The 15470-nt window shown below is 66.4% G+C and carries 17 protein-coding genes and 1 pseudogene; 7 read left to right on the top strand and 11 right to left on the bottom strand.

Annotated features, from left to right (window positions below; all coding sequences use genetic code 11):
* Positions 1 to 46: 46 nt before the first annotated feature.
* Positions 47 to 529 (bottom strand): DUF3237 domain-containing protein, encoded by a 483-nt coding sequence (locus AC07PZ_RS09030; protein WP_495294717.1) that lies wholly within the window; start codon positions 527 to 529, stop codon positions 47 to 49.
* A gap of 68 nt (positions 530 to 597) precedes the next feature.
* Here AC07PZ_RS09030 and AC07PZ_RS09025 point away from each other — a divergent pair, with 68 nt between their 5' ends.
* Positions 598 to 1374: a helix-turn-helix domain-containing protein gene (locus tag AC07PZ_RS09025; protein WP_495294716.1), complete on the top strand. Its 777-nt coding sequence runs from the start codon at positions 598 to 600 to the stop codon at positions 1372 to 1374.
* 31 nt (positions 1375 to 1405) lie between these two features.
* Here AC07PZ_RS09025 and AC07PZ_RS09020 read toward each other — a convergent pair whose 3' ends face one another.
* The 4 genes from AC07PZ_RS09020 to AC07PZ_RS09005 form a co-directional block, all read right to left on the bottom strand.
* Complete coding sequence (locus tag AC07PZ_RS09020) at positions 1406 to 1579, bottom strand: hypothetical protein (protein WP_495294715.1); 174 nt, start codon at positions 1577 to 1579, stop codon at positions 1406 to 1408.
* A 142-nt stretch (positions 1580 to 1721) separates the two neighbouring features.
* Complete coding sequence (locus AC07PZ_RS09015) at positions 1722 to 2690, bottom strand: aldo/keto reductase (RefSeq protein WP_495294714.1); 969 nt, start codon at positions 2688 to 2690, stop codon at positions 1722 to 1724.
* Positions 2691 to 2718: 28 nt separating this feature from the next.
* The gene (locus tag AC07PZ_RS09010; protein WP_495294713.1) at positions 2719 to 3318 is read right to left on the bottom strand and encodes a chromate transporter; all 600 of its coding nucleotides are present in this window, start codon (positions 3316 to 3318) and stop codon (positions 2719 to 2721) included.
* Positions 3315 to 3905 (bottom strand): chromate transporter, encoded by a 591-nt coding sequence (locus tag AC07PZ_RS09005; protein WP_495294712.1) that lies wholly within the window; start codon positions 3903 to 3905, stop codon positions 3315 to 3317. Before AC07PZ_RS09005 ends, AC07PZ_RS09010 begins: the two co-directional genes overlap by 4 nt.
* 86 nt (positions 3906 to 3991) lie before the next feature.
* Here AC07PZ_RS09005 and AC07PZ_RS09000 point away from each other — a divergent pair, with 86 nt between their 5' ends.
* Entirely contained in the window at positions 3992 to 4915 is a 924-nt protein-coding gene (locus AC07PZ_RS09000; RefSeq protein WP_495294711.1) for a YihY/virulence factor BrkB family protein, read from the top strand.
* Between the two features lie 18 nt (positions 4916 to 4933).
* Here AC07PZ_RS09000 and AC07PZ_RS08995 read toward each other — a convergent pair whose 3' ends face one another.
* Positions 4934 to 5854: a hypothetical protein gene (locus tag AC07PZ_RS08995; RefSeq protein ID WP_495294710.1), complete on the bottom strand. Its 921-nt coding sequence runs from the start codon at positions 5852 to 5854 to the stop codon at positions 4934 to 4936.
* Between the two features lie 198 nt (positions 5855 to 6052).
* On the opposite strand from AC07PZ_RS08995, the gene AC07PZ_RS08990 reads away from it, so the two are divergent.
* Genes AC07PZ_RS08990 through AC07PZ_RS08980 form a run of 3 tightly spaced genes read left to right on the top strand, consistent with a single transcriptional unit; the run spans position 6053 to position 8609 of the window.
* Positions 6053 to 6505, top strand: coding sequence for a CHRD domain-containing protein (locus AC07PZ_RS08990; RefSeq protein ID WP_495294709.1), 453 nt, complete (start codon positions 6053 to 6055; stop codon positions 6503 to 6505).
* A gap of 49 nt (positions 6506 to 6554) precedes the next feature.
* Positions 6555 to 7769, top strand: a complete 1215-nt coding sequence (locus tag AC07PZ_RS08985) for a DUF3734 domain-containing protein (RefSeq protein WP_495294708.1) — start codon at positions 6555 to 6557, stop codon at positions 7767 to 7769.
* A gap of 57 nt (positions 7770 to 7826) precedes the next feature.
* Positions 7827 to 8609 carry a 3-hydroxybutyrate dehydrogenase gene (locus AC07PZ_RS08980; RefSeq protein ID WP_495294707.1) on the top strand — a complete coding sequence of 261 codons (783 nt, stop codon included), beginning with the start codon at positions 7827 to 7829 and terminating at the stop codon, positions 8607 to 8609.
* Between the two features lie 3 nt (positions 8610 to 8612).
* On the opposite strand, the pseudogene AC07PZ_RS08975 reads toward AC07PZ_RS08980, so the two are convergent.
* Positions 8613 to 9098, bottom strand: a pseudogene (locus AC07PZ_RS08975) (GNAT family N-acetyltransferase); the annotation flags it as partial.
* Between the two features lie 235 nt (positions 9099 to 9333).
* On the opposite strand from AC07PZ_RS08975, the gene AC07PZ_RS08970 reads away from it, so the two are divergent.
* Together AC07PZ_RS08970 and AC07PZ_RS08965 are read left to right on the top strand one after the other, a co-directional pair.
* Entirely contained in the window at positions 9334 to 11724 is a 2391-nt protein-coding gene (locus tag AC07PZ_RS08970) for a YgiQ family radical SAM protein (protein ID WP_495295154.1), read from the top strand.
* Between the two features lie 125 nt (positions 11725 to 11849).
* Positions 11850 to 12704 (top strand): hypothetical protein, encoded by an 855-nt coding sequence (locus tag AC07PZ_RS08965; RefSeq protein WP_495294706.1) that lies wholly within the window; start codon positions 11850 to 11852, stop codon positions 12702 to 12704.
* Between the two features lie 11 nt (positions 12705 to 12715).
* Here the strand turns inward: AC07PZ_RS08965 and AC07PZ_RS08960 are convergent, their stop codons facing one another.
* The 4 genes from AC07PZ_RS08960 to AC07PZ_RS08945 all read right to left on the bottom strand — a co-directional run bounded on the left by AC07PZ_RS08960 (position 12716) and on the right by AC07PZ_RS08945 (position 15258).
* Positions 12716 to 12973 (bottom strand): hypothetical protein, encoded by a 258-nt coding sequence (locus AC07PZ_RS08960; RefSeq protein ID WP_495294705.1) that lies wholly within the window; start codon positions 12971 to 12973, stop codon positions 12716 to 12718.
* 151 nt (positions 12974 to 13124) lie between these two features.
* Positions 13125 to 14030 carry a CoA transferase gene (locus AC07PZ_RS08955; protein ID WP_495294704.1) on the bottom strand — a complete coding sequence of 302 codons (906 nt, stop codon included), beginning with the start codon at positions 14028 to 14030 and terminating at the stop codon, positions 13125 to 13127.
* Between the two features lie 90 nt (positions 14031 to 14120).
* Positions 14121 to 14510, bottom strand: a complete 390-nt coding sequence (locus tag AC07PZ_RS08950) for a DUF488 domain-containing protein (protein ID WP_495294703.1) — start codon at positions 14508 to 14510, stop codon at positions 14121 to 14123.
* 91 nt (positions 14511 to 14601) lie between these two features.
* Entirely contained in the window at positions 14602 to 15258 is a 657-nt protein-coding gene (locus AC07PZ_RS08945; RefSeq protein ID WP_495294702.1) for a hypothetical protein, read from the bottom strand.
* Positions 15259 to 15470 lie beyond the last annotated feature (212 nt).

Raw genomic sequence — 15470 nt, 5'->3', positions numbered from 1 at the left:
GTTTCTTGTCTGGATCACAACGTCGGCCCGACGGCCGCCGGACGCGTCAGGCCAGCGCAAAGAAGCGCATGACCACCTGCTCGGGATGCCGGACGCCGGCGCCGACGAACATGCGTTCGGTCGTCCAGCGCAGGGTCGGCGAATGGGTCTCGAAACTGGGTTGGCAGCGGAAGTAGATCTGCGACGGGTCGACCGGCTCGCCGCGCAGCAGCCGGGCCATCGTCTCGGCCGGCGCGGCGCGCATGGCGCGGTTCTGCACGTAGATCAGATCGCCGGCATCGGTTTCCAGCCCGTAGCGGGCATCCAGTTCGGACAGCGTGTCGCTGACGATCCATTGGAAATCGCTGCCGCCGGGCAGCACGCGGGCCGTCCAGCCTTCGCCGCGCGCGGTGCCACCATGGATCGGCACGACCCGGCGTGTGCCGCGCGGACCATGGCCCAGTACCTGCGGCGTGCCGACATCGACCGCGAGATCGGCGAAGTACGAGAGCGCCGGCGCAGCGAGCGGATCGTTATGAAATATAGGCATCTGGCTAGCGTAAATCCGGTGTCGGATGCGCGTTGTCATCCCTGAAGATGACGGAAATCCCCGATGCCATGAGAACCTGGTCCGCTTCGCCCGCCTCTTCGAGTGACGCCGCATTTGCTGCATGCGTCACCGAAGTCATCCCGTCGCTGGGGGAACCGGCCTTCGGACGCACGCTGTTGGGTGCATTGCGCGGAACCTTGCCGGCCGCATCGCTTTCGGTCTACCGCACGGGCCCGCGGCCGGCCATCTTCGTTTCCGCCAGCCTGGGCGTGGCCGACACGACCCGCGACTGCTGGCGCGCCTACCTGTCGGGGCCGGTCGGCAGCGACCGCAGCTTCGGCGCGGCGCCACGCGCCGGCGTCGACGGCTTGCGGGTGTGCCACATCACGGCAGCCGAAGTACCGCTGGAACATCGCACCAAGGTGTATGACGCCCACGGCGTGTCCGAGCGCGTGTCGGTGGTCAGCAGTGAGGACGATGGCGGGCTGTTCGCGCTCAACGTCTATCGGCACACGCACCAGCGCGCATTGCGCGATGCTGAGCTGGCGGATTTCGGGCAGCTGGGCGCGATGCTGATGGCGATGACGCGCAAGCATCTCGCACTCGCGCCGGGTCAGTCATCGAAGCAGCCGGTGGATCGCCTGCAGGCGCTTCAGCCTGACCTGACGCCGCGCGAACTCGAAGTCTGTGCGCTCATCCTCGACGGCATGACGCACGACGGCATCGCCGCCCAGATGGGCCTCGGCCTGCCGACCGTCAAGACCTACCGCAACCGCGCCTTCACGAAGCTCGGCATTCATTTCAAGAACGAGCTCTTCGCACTGATGCTGCGGCCGCCGGCCTGAACGGCCGGTCGCCCGCCATGCAGAACTGCGACTACTGAGATGGGTCCTTGCCCCGCGTACGGCCGACGCCGCTGAAGATGCCGATCCCGAGCAGGATCAGCGCGCCGATGCCGATGTACAGCGTGGGCACTCCGGCGACCGAAGCACCCCAGACCAAACCCGCCAGGAAGATCACGAACCCGACCATGTAGAGCGCAAAGGACATGTACTTCTCCGGAAATTTCAATGCTGGAGATGTCGCATGCCTCGTGCGTCGGCCCGGGCGGCCGGCGTGCCCAATCGTTGTGGGAGCGAGCCTACCGGCGCCGTGCCTGCGAGGCGCCTGCGCCTGTGCTCGCTCAGTTCGTTCAAGCCGTCGCAGTGGTCTCGGCGCTCGCCTTGTCCAGCGCGGCGATCGATTCGGCGTCCAGCTTCAGCGTCGCTGCCGTCGTCAGTTCATTCAGCTGCGCGATCGAGCTGGCGCTGGCGATCGGCGCCGTGATGGCCGGCCGCGCGATCTGCCAGGCAATCGCAGCCTGGCCCGGCGTCACGCCGTGCTTGGCGGCAACGATGTCGAGCGCCGCCAGGATGGCGAGCCCGCGCTCGTTCAGGTACTTCTTCGTGGTGTTGGCGCCGCGCGCGCTCTTCTGGGCATCGGCGGCCGTGCGGTACTTGCCGGTCAGGAAGCCTGCCGCCAGCGCATAGAAGTTGATCACGCCGACGCCGCGCGACAGGCACAGCGGTTCCAGCGCGTCCTCGAACACGGCGCGGTCGTACAGGTTGTAGAGCGGCTGCAGGCTTTCGTAGCGCGGCAGGCCGAGCCGCTCCGACACGTCGAGCGCTTCGGCCAGTCGCGGCGCGGTGTAGTTGGACGCGCCGATGGCACGCACCTTGCCGGCCTTGATCAGCTCGGCGAAGGTGCCCAGCGAATCTTCCAGCGGTGTGTTGGCGTCGTCGTCGTGCGATTGGTAGAGATCGATATGGTCGGTGTTCAGGCGCTTGAGCGATGCATCGACGGCTTCACGGATGTACGCCGGCGACAGGCCGACCTTGCCTTCACCCATCGGCTTGCCGACCTTGGTGGCCAGCACCACGCGGTTGCGCTTGCCGGTCTGCTTGAGCCACTTGCCGATGATGGTTTCGGATTCGCCGCCGACATGGCCCGGCACCCAGGCCGAGTAGACGTCGGCCGTGTCGACGAAGTTGAAGCCGGCGTCAAGCCAGGCGTCGAGCAGGCGGAACGACGTCGATTCGTCGACGGTCCAGCCGAATACGTTGCCGCCGAAAGCGAGCGGGGAGACATCGAGGCCGGAGCGGCCGAGCGGGCGGAGTTGCATGGGTGACAAAGTCCAGGAGGGAAAAGGATCAGACGAAACCGGCTGCGCCAAGCAGCGCACCGGCGCCCAGCAGCCACAAGAGGTGGATGCGGGTGCGCCACACGATAAAGGCGGCGACGCCCGTAAGCAGCCAGATGTGCCAGACAGGCGCGTTGCCGACATGGTTACCCGAGGCCAGCACCCAGCCGGTGGCAATCAGCAGTCCGATCACCACGGGCGCCATGCCCTGCTTGAAGGCGCGCACCTCGCGCCGTGTGCGGTTGCGATGGCCCCAGCGCGTCGCGAAGTACGTCAGGGTCGTGCTGGGAACCATGATCCCGAGCATCGTGACCACCAGTCCGAACAGCCCGAGGATCCAGGCCTGCGGACCGGCGCCGATGCCGCCCCCCGCGTTGAGGCCGACGTTCCAGCCCATGAGTGCGACGAACAGCACGTTCGGCCCGGGGGCCGCCTGCGCGATCGCGATCGACGAGCTGAACTGCGCGTCGGTCAGCCAGCCGTGCCGGTCGACGAGGAAACGGTGCATGTCCGGCACGGTGGTGATGGCACCGCTGACCGACAGCAGCGACAGCATCGTGTACTGCGCGAAGAGCGCAAGCCAGTCGTGCCAGTGCATGACGATGGTCATCGGGGGATCCTTCGCCAGGTGGCACCGCAGGCGCAGCCGCCGACCACGATCAGCACCCAGCCGAGCGGCACCCGTGCCAGCGCGATCAGGCCGAACACCAGGGCCACGATCGCGAGGCAGACGCCGAAGCCGAGCGGGTGTTTGCGCAGTGGCGGAATCAGCTTGACGCCCGTTGCCGCAATGAGTCCGCCGGCCACCGCGCCCATGCCCCGCAGCGCGCCGGCGACCTGCGGATTGCCGGCGAAATGCGCGTACAGGAGCGCCAGCGTGACGATGATGAAGAGCGGCAACGTGAGCATGCCGGAGAGCGCCGCCAGGGCGCCGCGCAGACCGAAGTGGCGGTCGCCGATCATCAGCGACAGGTTGATCACGTTCGGGCCCGGCATCACCTGTGCGACGGCCCAGTCCTCGAGGAATTCTTCCGGCGTCAGCCAGCGCTTCTTTTCCACCATCTCGCGCTGCACGATGGCCAGCACGCCGCCGAAGCCCTGCAGTGCCAGCCATGTGAAGGAAAAGAAGAGATCACGGACGGATTCGGGGCGGGGGCGGTCGGTGGGAACCGCCGCAGCGGAAGGGGCCGTGTGCATGGCTGCGGATTATCGGCGGCGTCCCGGCAATTCGCCGGGCGTTGCGCCGACAGTCGAGGTTCGGCGGGCGCTGCCACACTCTGCACATGAAGCCACGCGAACTCTTCGACCTGTCCCGGCAGGCCTTGTCATCCTGGAAGAACGACTACGCCCCCAGCATGGGTGCGGCGCTGGCGTACTACACGGTGTTTTCGGTGGCGCCGCTGCTGCTGATCGTGATCTCGGTGGCCGGCCTGGTGTTCGGCGAGGAGGCTGCACGCGGCGAAATCTTCGCGCAGCTGTCCGGCCTGATGGGGGCGCAGGGCGCGCTGGCGGTCCAGGGCATGCTCGAAGCGGTCAACAAGCCGACCGAGGGGCTGATCGCCACCGTGGTCGGCATCGTGCTGCTGGTGGTCGGTGCGACCACCGTGTTCGGCGAGCTGCAGGACGCGATGGACCGCATCTGGCGCGCGCCCGCGCTCGACAAGAGCGGCGGCGTGATGGGCATCCTGAGGGTTCGGTTGCTGTCCTTCAGCATGATCATGGGCATCGGCTTCCTGCTGATGGTGTCGCTGGTCGCCAGTGCGGCGCTGGCGGCGCTCGGCAAGTGGTGGTCGCCGGTGTTCGGCGGCTGGGCCACGCTGGCGCAGGCCGTCAACTTCATCTTCAGCTTCGCGATGGTCACGGTGGTGTTCGCGATGATCTACAAGCTGATGCCACGTGTGCGCGTGCAGTGGCGCGACGTGTGGGTCGGCGCCGGCGTGACGGCGTTGCTCTTCACGATCGGCAAACACCTGATCGGCCTGTACATCGGCAAGAGCAGCGTGGCCTCGGGCTATGGTGCTGCCGGCTCGCTGGTGGTCGTGCTGGTGTGGGTGTATTACTCGGCCCAGATCTTCCTGCTCGGTGCGGAATTCACCTGGGTCTACGCACATGCCTACGGCTCGCTGAAATCGGCTCCGCAGCCGGGAGCGGCCGATGCGTCCCCGACGCGTGACGGCTCGCCGGCGGTGCCCCGGCGTTCACGCTAGCCGTCCCGCGGAACGGGGCTACCAGCCGTTGCTGTCGTCGGTGCCGCCGCCGCTGTCCCACGACCCCGAATCCAGCAGGCCGAAATCGTTGCCGCCCATGTCGGCGTTGGCGTCCGGGCCGAGCTGGTTGCCAAAGCCCGCAGGGGCCGCACGATCATTCACCACCACGTTGTCGGACCTGTCGTCGCGATGGGTGAAGTGCCGCACCGCTTCTTCGACCGCCACGGCGCCGAGCCCCATGGCCGCGCCCGTCATCAGGGCGCCGCCGAGTCCGCTGCCGGCGGGTGCCGGGCCGTAGCTGGGCGCGGCGGGCGCATAGCCGGTTGGCATGCCGGCGTAGGAGGGCGCCGCATAGCCGTTCCCGCCGGGAGGCGCCGCGGGATAGGCGGGCGCTGAGTTCATGGCCGGGCTCGCAGGCATCGGACGGCGACGGAACAGCCATGCCGCGGCGGCGGCGATCAGAACCACCAGCCCGATCTTGCCCGGCAGGCCGAGGCCGCCGGAGGCGTCCGCCTGCGGCGCTGGCTCCGCAGCGCGTGTCTGCGTCTGCACTTGCGTGTTGCGGTTAGGGGCTGATGCGGGCGCATCGATCCGCTGCAGCAGGCCGGCCACCGCCTGCGGTTTCGCGAAGGGCAGTCCAGGCGCGAGCGCGTTCGCTTTCGCATATTCGGACCGCGCTGCCGCCAGATGGCCTTCCTTGGCGAGCAGCTCGGAATGGACGAAGTGCGCCTTGCCGCTGTCCGGGTGCGCACTCAGCACGCGGGCGATCATGGCGTCGGCCTCGCCAAGGCGGCCGCTTTCTGCGGCCTGGTAGACCTCGTCGATGGTTGGTTCGTGGGCGGATGCGGCGGACGGGCTGCCGGTTTGCGCGAGCGCGAGGGCAGGAATGGCCAGGGCCAGAACCAGGCTCCACCGGGCGGCATGGCGTTGGATGTACATGTGAATCTTTCCTTTCAAGCGCATCGGGATTCGTGCACGAGAGCACTGGACCAGCCTTTCCTTAGGCCGCGCTTAAAAGTGAAGGCGAGACCCGGGCAAGACAAGGGCGCGCCGGCATTTCGGGGCGAAAACCGACAACCGGATGCGCCGCCGCCGTCCTATGCTGCAGGTCCGACCCACCCTTGTCTCATCGACCACATGAACCGAACTCGCTCCCTTTTTCGCGCCGCCCTGCTGGCTGGCGCCGCCACCGTTGCGCTCGCTGGCTGCGGCATGATGCCCGGCGCTCCCGGCACGGCGCCTTTCATCGGCACGATGAGCGCGTCGAACGAAGTTCCGCCGAACGCGAGCCGTGGCACCGGCACGGCCGAGGCCTGGTTCGACAAGAGCAGCAACACGCTCAAGTACCGCATCACCTATTCCGGCTTGACCGGTCCGGCCACCATGGCGCATTTCCACGGCCCGGCGATCGCGGGCGCCAATGCCGGTGTGGTCGTGCCCTTCCTGAGCCCGGCGAGCCCGATCGAAGGCACGGCGACGCTCACGCCGGCGCAGGCCGCCGATCTGCTCGCCGGCAAGTGGTACGCCAATGTCCATACCGCCGCCAATCCGGGCGGCGAGATCCGCGGACAGCTGCTGCCGAAGATGTGAGGATGTCCCGCGGCGGGCAGCCGACATCTTCCGGGTGTTCAATAGAGGGATGACTTCAGCAAAACGTGCGGCCAAGCGGCTGCCGGCCTCCGGTGCCGCGATGCGCAGCGCCGATCGTGCCCTCGTGCTGCAGGGCGGCGGCGCCCTCGGCTCCTACCAGGCCGGTGTGTACGACGCCTTCTTCGAGCGCCAGCCCAGGCTGGACTGGGTGGCTGGCGTGTCGATCGGCGCGATCAATGCCGCGCTCATCGCCGGCAATGCGCCCGAACACCGGATCGCACGGCTGCGCGAGTTCTGGCACCAGGTGTCCTCGGGCATGGGGCAGCGCGTGCCGGCCGGCCTGGGCGATCGGAGTGCGCTCAATCAGTGGAGCGCCACGTCGGCCGCGCTCTTCGGCATTCCGGGTTTCTTCAAGCCGCGGCTCGACCCGTCGCTGCTGTTGGGCGGGGCTGCGCCGGTGCTGAGCTACTACGACACGGCACCCCTCAAGGAGACGCTCGAGCGCCTGGTCGACTTCGACCGCATCAACAGCCGCGAAATGCGGCTGAGCGTCGGCGCGGTGAACGTGCGCAACGGGAACTCGATCTACTTCGACAACATGACGCAGTCGATCGGCCCCGAGCACATCATGGCCAGCGGCGCGCTGCCGCCCGGCTTTCCGCCGGTGCACATCGATGGCGAGGACTATTGGGACGGCGGCATCGTCTCGAACACGCCGCTGCAGTACGTGCTCGACGAGCATCCGCGCACGCGTCCGCTGGTGGTGCTGCAGGTCGACCTGTTCAGTGCGCGCGGCGCCATGCCGCACACGCTGTCGGAGGTCGCGCAGCGGCAGAAGGACATCATCTATTCCAGCCGGACGCGCATGAACACCGACGCGCTGTCGGCCAACGTCAACCTGCAGCAGGCGCTGGCCGACCTGATCGCCAGGCTGCCGCCGCAGCTGCGCGACGACCCGAGCGTGGCCGCGCTGAGTGCGCACATGACGCACCAGCCGATCGACATCGTCCACCTGATCTACCGCAACAAGCCGTACGAGCTCGAATCTAAGGACTACGAGTTTTCGCGCAGCACCGTGATCGAGCACTGGGAAGCCGGCATGCGCGACATGCGGCACACGCTCGCTCACCCGGAATGGCTCGAGAGCGCGACCGAGAACGGCGTCACCACGTACGACATGGCCGTCGCGGACGCGCCGCAGGTGCGCCGGCCCGCGCTCGACCTGCATGGCGGTGCGACGCGGCTGCCCAAGCGGGCACGCTGATTGCGGCCCCGCTGGCCGACCGTTTTTTCGTTTTCATTCAACACACAAGGAACAGGCATGCAACTCAAGGACAAGGTCGCCTTCATCACGGGCTCGGCCAGCGGCATCGGCAAGGAGATCGCCATCGTGTACGCCAGGGAGGGCGCGAAGATCGTCATCGCGGACCTGAACAAGGCCGCTGCCGACGCCGCGGCCGCCGAACTGGTGGCGACCGGCGCGCAGGCCATCGGCGTGGCCGTCGACGTGACGAGCGAAGAGCAGGTCGACGCCGCCGTCGCCGAAGCAGCCAAGGCCTTCGGCGGCATCGACATCCTGGTGAGCAACGCCGGCATCCAGATCGTTCATCCGGTCGACGAGTTCTCTTTTGCCGACTGGAAGAAGATGCTCGCGATCCATCTCGACGGCGCTTTCCTCACGACGCGCGCCTGCCTGAAGCACATGTATGCGCAAGGCCGCGGCGGCAGCGTGATCTACATGGGGTCGGTGCATTCCAAGGAGGCCTCGGTTCTCAAGGCGCCCTACGTCACGGCCAAGCACGGTCTGATCGGCCTGTGCAAGACGGTGGCGAAGGAGGGCGCCAAATACGGCGTGCGCGCCAACGTCATCTGTCCTGGCTTCGTGCGCACGCCGCTGGTCGAGAAGCAGATTCCCGAGCAGGCGAAGACGCTGGGCATCACCGAGGAGCAGGTCGTCAAGAACGTGATGCTCAAGGAAACGGTCGATGGCGAATTCACGACCACCGACGACGTCGCCCAGGTCGCGCTGATGTTCGCGGCCTTCCCGACCAACGCACTGACCGGCCAGTCGCTGGTGGTCAGCCACGGCTGGTTCATGCAGTAAGGGCTACTGCAGCTTCAGTTCCCAGGTCTCGCCGACCATGGCCTGGCCGAAGCCTTCGTAGGGCTCGGACTTGACCATCCTGAAACCACGGCCCGCGTAGATCGCGCGGGCCGCGATGAGGCAGCTGTTGGTCCAGAGCGTCATCTTCCGGTAGCCCTTGCGCCGCGCGAAGGCGATGCATTCGTCGGTCAGCCGGCCGCCCAGCCCGAGACCGCGCGCTTCCGGCGCCAGGATCAGCAGGCGCAACTGCGCCACGGTCGGCGACTTCCGCACCACGAACACGGCGCCGACGCGCTGGCCGTCGAGTTCGGCGATCCAGCATTTCTCCCAGGCCGGCTGGAACTTGCGCACGAATTTCGCTGCAATTTCCGCGACCAGCGCCTCGAACTCGCCGTTCAGGCCGTACTCGCGCGCATAGATTTCGCCATGCTGCTGAACGACCCAGCCGATGTCGCCGGGCCGTAGTTCGCGCAGCGAGGCGGCGCGCGGCGCTGCCGAGGTGGCCGCGGTGTTCGGGATCGAATCGAGATGAGGCAATGACGACATGGGTGCCATTGTCGATTCAATGATGGGCATGGCCAGCCGATGGACGTCGTCTGCAAGCGATCGGCGCTGTTTCCGCTGCTTACCCTTGCAGGCGACAGGGAGGGAGCAGCCACTTACAATCGCCGGTTCCCCTGCATTTCCGGCCCCACCCACGGCCACCCCCAAACAACTACCCGCGATGAACGCCCCTGTCGACGTTTCCTTTTTCGCGCGCGCCGCCAAACCGCTGACCAGCTACCGCAAGTACTGGGCTGCGCGCTTCGGCACCGCGAAGTTCCTGCCAACCTCGCGGCAGGAAATGGACGCGCTCGGCTGGGACAGCTGCGACATCATCGTGGTCACGGGCGACGCCTACGTCGACCATCCAAGCTTCGGCATGGCCGTGATCGGTCGCATGCTGGAGGCGCAAGGTTTTCGCGTGGGCATCATTGCCCAGCCGGATTGGCAGAGCGCGGACGCTTTCAAGGTGCTCGGCAAGCCGAACCTGTTCTTCGGCGTGACCTCGGGCAACATGGATTCGATGATCAACCGGTACACCGCCGACCGGAAGATCCGCAGCGACGACGCGTACACGCCGGGCGACGTCGGTGGCTCGCGGCCGGACCGTGCCGCCATCGTCTATTCGCAGCGCTGCAAGGAAGCCTGGAGCGACGTGCCGATCGTGCTCGGTGGCATCGAGGGCTCGCTGCGCCGCATCGCGCATTACGACTACTGGTCCGACAAGGTGCGCCGGTCGGTGGTGGTCGACTCGAAATGCGACCTGCTTCTCTACGGCAATGCCGAGCGCGCGATCGTCGAGATCGCCCACCGCATCGCGGCGCGTGAGCCGGTGCAGCAGATCACCGACGTGCGCGGCACCGCCTTCGTCCGGCGCAGCGGCGACGAATCGGCGCAGGGCTGGTTCGAGATCGACTCGACCAGCGTCGACGAGCCCGGCCGCGTCGAGGCGCACGTCAACCCCTATCTGATGGTTTCGGACCAGGCCAAGGCCAACGGTGCGAGCTGCGCCCGCGAGGACGAGGCGCAGGCCGTCGCCGCGGCTGCCGAAGCCGGCGGCGCCAAGCCGACGCCGGGGTCATCCGCCAATCCGGCGATCAAGCCACTCAATTTCGTGCCGAATCCGGCACTGGCCGTGCGTGCGCGCATCAAGGTGCCGCCGCGCGATCGCTCGGTAATCCGCCTGCCGGCCTACGAACAGGTGCGAAGCGATCAGGTGCTCTATGCGCATGCCAATCGCGTGCTGCATCTCGAGACCAATCCTGGCAATGCGCGCGCGCTGGTGCAGGCGCACGGCGAAGGGACGACTGCGCGCGACGTATGGATCAACCCGCCGCCGATTCCGCTGACCACGGCCGAGATGGACCACGTGTTCGATCTGCCGTACGCGCGCAGCCCGCATCCGCGCTATGCCGACGAGAATGGCAGCCACGACGGCGCGACCAAGATCCCCGCGTGGGAAATGATCCGCTTCAGCGTCAACATCATGCGCGGCTGCTTCGGCGGCTGTACCTTCTGCTCGATCACCGAGCATGAAGGCCGGATCATCCAGAGCCGCTCCGAAGACTCGATCATCAAGGAGGTCGAGGCGATCCGCGATTCGGTCAAGGGCTTCACCGGCACGATTTCCGACCTGGGCGGGCCGACCGCCAACATGTACCGGCTCGGCTGCAAGAGCCCCGAGATCGAGGCGGCCTGCCGCAAGCCGAGCTGCGTGTATCCGGGCATCTGCCCGAACCTCGGCACCAACCACGATCCGCTGATCAAGATCTACCGCCGCGCGCGCGCGCTCAAGGGCATCAAGAAGATCCTGATCGGCTCCGGCCTGCGCTACGACCTGGCCGTGCAGTCGCCGGAGTACGTCAAGGAACTGGTGCAGCACCATGTCGGCGGCTACCTGAAGATCGCGCCCGAGCACACCGAGCAAGGCCCGCTCAGCAAGATGATGAAGCCGGGCATTGGCAGCTACGACAAGTTCAAGCAGATGTTCGAGAAGTACTCAGCAGAAGCGGGCAAGAAGCAGTATCTGATTCCGTACTTCATCGCGGCGCATCCGGGTACGAGCGACGAGGACATGATGAACCTCGCGATCTGGCTGAAGAAGAACGGTTTCCGCGCCGACCAGGTGCAGACCTTCTATCCGAGCCCGATGGCGACGGCCACGACGATGTACCACACCAACAAGAACCCGCTGCGCAAGATCACGCGCGAGAGCGAGACGGTGGACATCGTGCGCGGCGACAAGCGCCGCCGGCTGCACAAGGCCTTCCTGCGCTATCACGACGCCAACAACTGGCCCTTGCTGCGCGAGGCGCTCAAGTCGATGGGGCGCGCCGACCTGATCGGCAATGGCAAGCATCACCTGATCCCGACCTGGCAGCCGCTGACCGATGGCAGCTACACCAGCGCGCGTCGAAAGAATTCCAGTGCATCGGCCGAGGTCGTCAAGACGAGCGCGCCGCGTTCACCGACCAAGGGGCGCCTGCTGACGCAGCACACCGGATTGCCGCCGCGCGACAACGGCTCCGCGCCGCAGCCTTCGCAGCGCAAGCCGATCCGCAAGGGGCGTTGAACGGCTGAGCGCGCTGCGCGCGGCAGCGCGATCTTGCACACGCGGCGCCCGGTCGCGCTATCGTGCGTGTCATGCCTGTGCCTGCACGACCCATCGCGCGTTTCATCCTTCAAGTCTGTCTGACCTTGGCGCTGCCATGGTCCGGTGGTGCGGTCGCCGCCGACGCGATCCCCTCGACCGCTGCCCGCTCGCTCGTGGCGCAGCACCAGGCAATCGCCGCGCGGCTCGCCAGCAGCCCGTTCGGCCGCCCTGTGGTGCTCGATTCCCTGGAGTTGCCCGAAGGCTTGAAGGGTGACGTCTACGCCGTCGTCGACCATCCGTTGCACACCATGGAAGAGGCCCTGCGCACGCCGGAGCGCTGGTGCGAGGCGTTGCTGCTGCATCTCAACAACCGACGCTGTCAGGTCACGGAAGAGCGAGGGCGGGCGCTGCTGACGCTCAGCGTGGTGGGGCGTTACGACAAGCCTGTCGACAGCGCTTTTCTGCTGCCCTTCGTCTATCGCATGACCAGCGCGACGCCGGATTACATGGCCGTGCACATGAGTGCCGAAGCGGGCCCGTTCGGAACCAGCAACTACCACGTCATGTTGGAAGCGATCCCGGTCGATGCCGGCCGGACCTTTCTCCACTTCAGCTACGCCTACGACCACAACCTGATGGCGCGAATCGCCACGCAAGCCTATCTGGCGACGTTCGGGCGCGACAAGGTCGGCTTCACCGTGCTGGGCACCTTGCCTGGCGGCGAACCCGACTGGATCCGCGGCACGCGAGGGCTGGTGGAACGCAATGCGATGCGCTATTTCCTGGCAGTCGATGCCTACCTGTCGGCAGTCGATGCGCCTGCTGCGCAGCAGGGTGATGAGCGGCTGCAGGCCTGGTTCTCATCGGTCGAGAAATACCCCAGGCAACTCCACGAGATCGATCGTGCCACCTACCTCGATCTCAAGCGCGAAGACCGTGTGCGTGACGGCGTGCGCTGATCGAAGACTTCTTATTCGGCGGCCGGCAGCGTGCTGACCTGCAGCGACAGATCGAACAGCTTGGCCTTGCCGGCGTAGTAGCGGTCGATGCGCCATTCCTTGAGGATGTCGATCGCGATGTCGAAGGTTTCAAGATCGAGCTTGTAGAGCTCCGTCACGTCGAAATTGCTTTCCGATTCAAGCGCCAGAACCAGCTGCGCCAGAGTCCGTGCGGAGTTGCTGGCGGGGTTGGCGACGATGAACTTGCGGGCGGATTTGATGGCATTCATGAGAGGTTTCCTTGGACGGCGCCGGTGCTGTTGCTGCGATGGCGGTGCGCTGGCACGCAGTAGGTCGAAAGACTTCCGCAGGCACCGAATGCATGGATTGTCGCAACCTTGATATGACAGTTTTGTGACACGCCGGAGCCGCCAGGGGCTCTCAGATATCGGCCAACGTGTGTAGCGGAATATCGTGCTGTACGGCCAGCGCATCCAGCTCTTCGCAGGTGCGGTCCAGCAGCCACCCAGCCAGTGCCGCATGTGTCACCGACGAGAACATGTTGCGCGAAGGAAGGCTTGCGACCTCGCTCAGCGCATCGGCGAAATGTGGCTCCAGCGCGGCCACAGCAACGCGGCCATCGGCGCATGGATAGACCCGGTAGCCCGCATGTGCGCCACCGACGGAGCCGGAAGGCTGAGTCAGCCCCCATTGCCGAGGCAGGGCGAGGTAATGGGCCGCGTCCGACAGCGCCACATCGATCCGAACGCCGGTCTGGTGCATGCTGCGATGCAACAGAGCCTGCAGCACGGCTTCGCTCGCCATCAGCGACCCGCCCATGTCGGCATACAGCGTGGACGGGAGCGTGGTGCCGGTGACCAGTCCGCTTTCGGCGAGATAGGTCAGGTCGTGGCCCGGTTCTTCTGCACGGGTGCCGGGCGCGCCCACGATGGCAACCAGCGAGAGCCGCGGATAACGCGCGTGCAGCGCTTCCCAGGACAGTCCCAGCTTGGCCAGCGCTGACGGCCGGAACGAAGTGATCAGCACGTCCGTGCGTGCCAGTTCGGCGTGCAGAAGTCGCTGGCCTTCGTTCGTCTTCAGGTTGGCCTGCATGAGCGCGATGCCTTCATGCATCGCCTTGTAGGCGTCGGGCGCGTACTGCGCCATCGGGTCGGTCGGCCTGCCGTCGGGCGAAGCGGGTTCGAGCTTGGTGCAGGTCGCACCCATCGCCTGGCAGCGCATCAACGCTGCGGGGCCGGGCAGGTTCAGCGCCAGGCTGAGGATGTGGATGCCGGTCAGGGCGGCCAGCGGTGCTGCGGAAGGCGAGGATGTCACGGGGCTCTGCATGATTCGGTCCGGGATGATTGCATCGAAGCAAGATTGTCCGTCCGGTGTGCTGCGAGCCGGCCTGATGCGTCGGCACGTGGTGTGCCGGACTCAGTTGGCGATATCGGCGCCGCGTTCGGCAAGCAGCCCACGCAACAGCGATCGGTGGCAACGCGATTCATCCTCGCAATAGCAGCCGACAGCCAAGGCCGCAGTGTGCGAAAGAGCGGCCAGCAAGTCGATGCTGCGGCTTGCATCGGGCTGGTTCATCTCGGCCTTGTATTTGCGCGTGAAGTTCGTCCAGTCGGCGGGCGTCTGCGCGTCCTGGCCGAGCTTCATGGTTTCGGCCGACGGCGCCAGATTCGGATACCAGACGTCGTACCAGTTCCCGCTCGCGAATTCGGTTTTCGGTACGCCACGCGGCGGCCTCCGCACGGTGCCGACGCGCAGGCCTTCGCCGGCATGGCGCTCACTTCCAAGGCGCACGATGTGGATGGGCATGATGTCTTGCTCCTTCGTTGTGTTTCGGGGCGACCGGGTGACGAAGCCCCGCGCTCCCCCCGTCCGGTCGCGTGGGATGCCGGCCGCTCCTTTAACGATGCGTATGCGAGAGGCCGTCCGTGTCGCGCATGCTGCTTGCCCGCCCGGGCAGCCCCTGGTGTGCCTCGAACAGTTGGCCGCAGGCGTCGCATCGGTAGACCTGGATGTGATGCCAGCTGAGGCCGAAGAATACCGGTGCATGGCTGCTGGCGCAGTGGGGGCAGGTCAGTTCGGATGCGAGAGGATCGAATCCGAGTTGAATACGGCTTTGAAGATCCTGTTGCGACTGTGCTGCCGCCAGCCAGGACCGCAGGCTGGTCGTGAGTGCTTCGAGTTCCGATCGCTCCATGCCGGTCAGGACCATGGCCGTGGCGAAGGAGATCCGGTGAGGGAGAAGCCGAACGAACGCTCGCATGGTGGCGTCGGCCACATGGGCGAAAGCATCGAAGGGACTGGCGTTCGCAGCGCTCCCCGCTGTCGGGCGCACATCTGGTGACGCGTCTGATGCATCCACCGCTTGGATCGATGCCTCGCCGGTGCCGGTCGTTGCTCTCCAATCGTCGTAGGCCGCCAGGATGAGTCGCGTGAAGCCCGGATCCTCGCGCTCTGCGTTCTGCCTCAGAAATGTTTCGAGCGGAACCGCAGGCCATTCATAGCCTGGCGAGTCGGGTTCTGCGGCGAAGTGCAGGGTGGCGCTGGGGAAAGTCATTGGCGTGTTGGGCGTCGGCAGACGGGGGCATCGGTGACCGGTGGCGTCGGTTGTGGCGCTGCCGGGCGAGCCAGTATCTATCGCCGCACTGGATTGGACACAGACTGCCATCGAATCCAAAAGAAACACCAACTAGTACGAGAAATACGCCTCCGAAAGAGTTCGTCTGCAGCCGTCGCGTGGCGTAGCTCATTTTTGGTGCATGCGCTCGA

It is taken from the genome of Variovorax sp. GW821-FHT10B04 (genome assembly GCF_059415645.1).
The sequence above is the reverse complement of the archived record's forward strand: the minus strand, read 5'-3'. Positions and strand labels throughout refer to the sequence as shown.

Excerpts from the sequence above, each read along its gene's own strand:
- AC07PZ_RS08985 (WP_495294708.1), top strand. The coding sequence starts at position 6,555 with ATGACTTCAGCAAAACGTGCGGCCAAGCGGCTGCCGGCCTCCGGTGCC.
- AC07PZ_RS09010 (WP_495294713.1), bottom strand. The coding sequence starts at position 3,318 with ATGACCATCGTCATGCACTGGCACGACTGGCTTGCGCTCTTCGCGCAG.
- AC07PZ_RS08945 (WP_495294702.1), bottom strand. The coding sequence starts at position 15,258 with ATGACTTTCCCCAGCGCCACCCTGCACTTCGCCGCAGAACCCGACTCG.
- AC07PZ_RS08995 (WP_495294710.1), bottom strand. The coding sequence starts at position 5,854 with ATGTACATCCAACGCCATGCCGCCCGGTGGAGCCTGGTTCTGGCCCTG.
- AC07PZ_RS08990 (WP_495294709.1), top strand. The coding sequence starts at position 6,053 with ATGAACCGAACTCGCTCCCTTTTTCGCGCCGCCCTGCTGGCTGGCGCC.
- AC07PZ_RS08950 (WP_495294703.1), bottom strand. The coding sequence starts at position 14,510 with ATGCCCATCCACATCGTGCGCCTTGGAAGTGAGCGCCATGCCGGCGAA.
- AC07PZ_RS09015 (WP_495294714.1), bottom strand. The coding sequence starts at position 2,690 with ATGCAACTCCGCCCGCTCGGCCGCTCCGGCCTCGATGTCTCCCCGCTC.
- AC07PZ_RS08955 (WP_495294704.1), bottom strand. The coding sequence starts at position 14,030 with ATGCAGAGCCCCGTGACATCCTCGCCTTCCGCAGCACCGCTGGCCGCC.
- AC07PZ_RS09020 (WP_495294715.1), bottom strand. The coding sequence starts at position 1,579 with ATGTCCTTTGCGCTCTACATGGTCGGGTTCGTGATCTTCCTGGCGGGT.
- AC07PZ_RS08980 (WP_495294707.1), top strand. The coding sequence starts at position 7,827 with ATGCAACTCAAGGACAAGGTCGCCTTCATCACGGGCTCGGCCAGCGGC.
- AC07PZ_RS09005 (WP_495294712.1), bottom strand. The coding sequence starts at position 3,905 with ATGCACACGGCCCCTTCCGCTGCGGCGGTTCCCACCGACCGCCCCCGC.
- AC07PZ_RS08970 (WP_495295154.1), top strand. The coding sequence starts at position 9,334 with ATGAACGCCCCTGTCGACGTTTCCTTTTTCGCGCGCGCCGCCAAACCG.
- AC07PZ_RS09030 (WP_495294717.1), bottom strand. The coding sequence starts at position 529 with ATGCCTATATTTCATAACGATCCGCTCGCTGCGCCGGCGCTCTCGTAC.
- AC07PZ_RS09000 (WP_495294711.1), top strand. The coding sequence starts at position 3,992 with ATGAAGCCACGCGAACTCTTCGACCTGTCCCGGCAGGCCTTGTCATCC.
- AC07PZ_RS09025 (WP_495294716.1), top strand. The coding sequence starts at position 598 with ATGAGAACCTGGTCCGCTTCGCCCGCCTCTTCGAGTGACGCCGCATTT.
- AC07PZ_RS08960 (WP_495294705.1), bottom strand. The coding sequence starts at position 12,973 with ATGAATGCCATCAAATCCGCCCGCAAGTTCATCGTCGCCAACCCCGCC.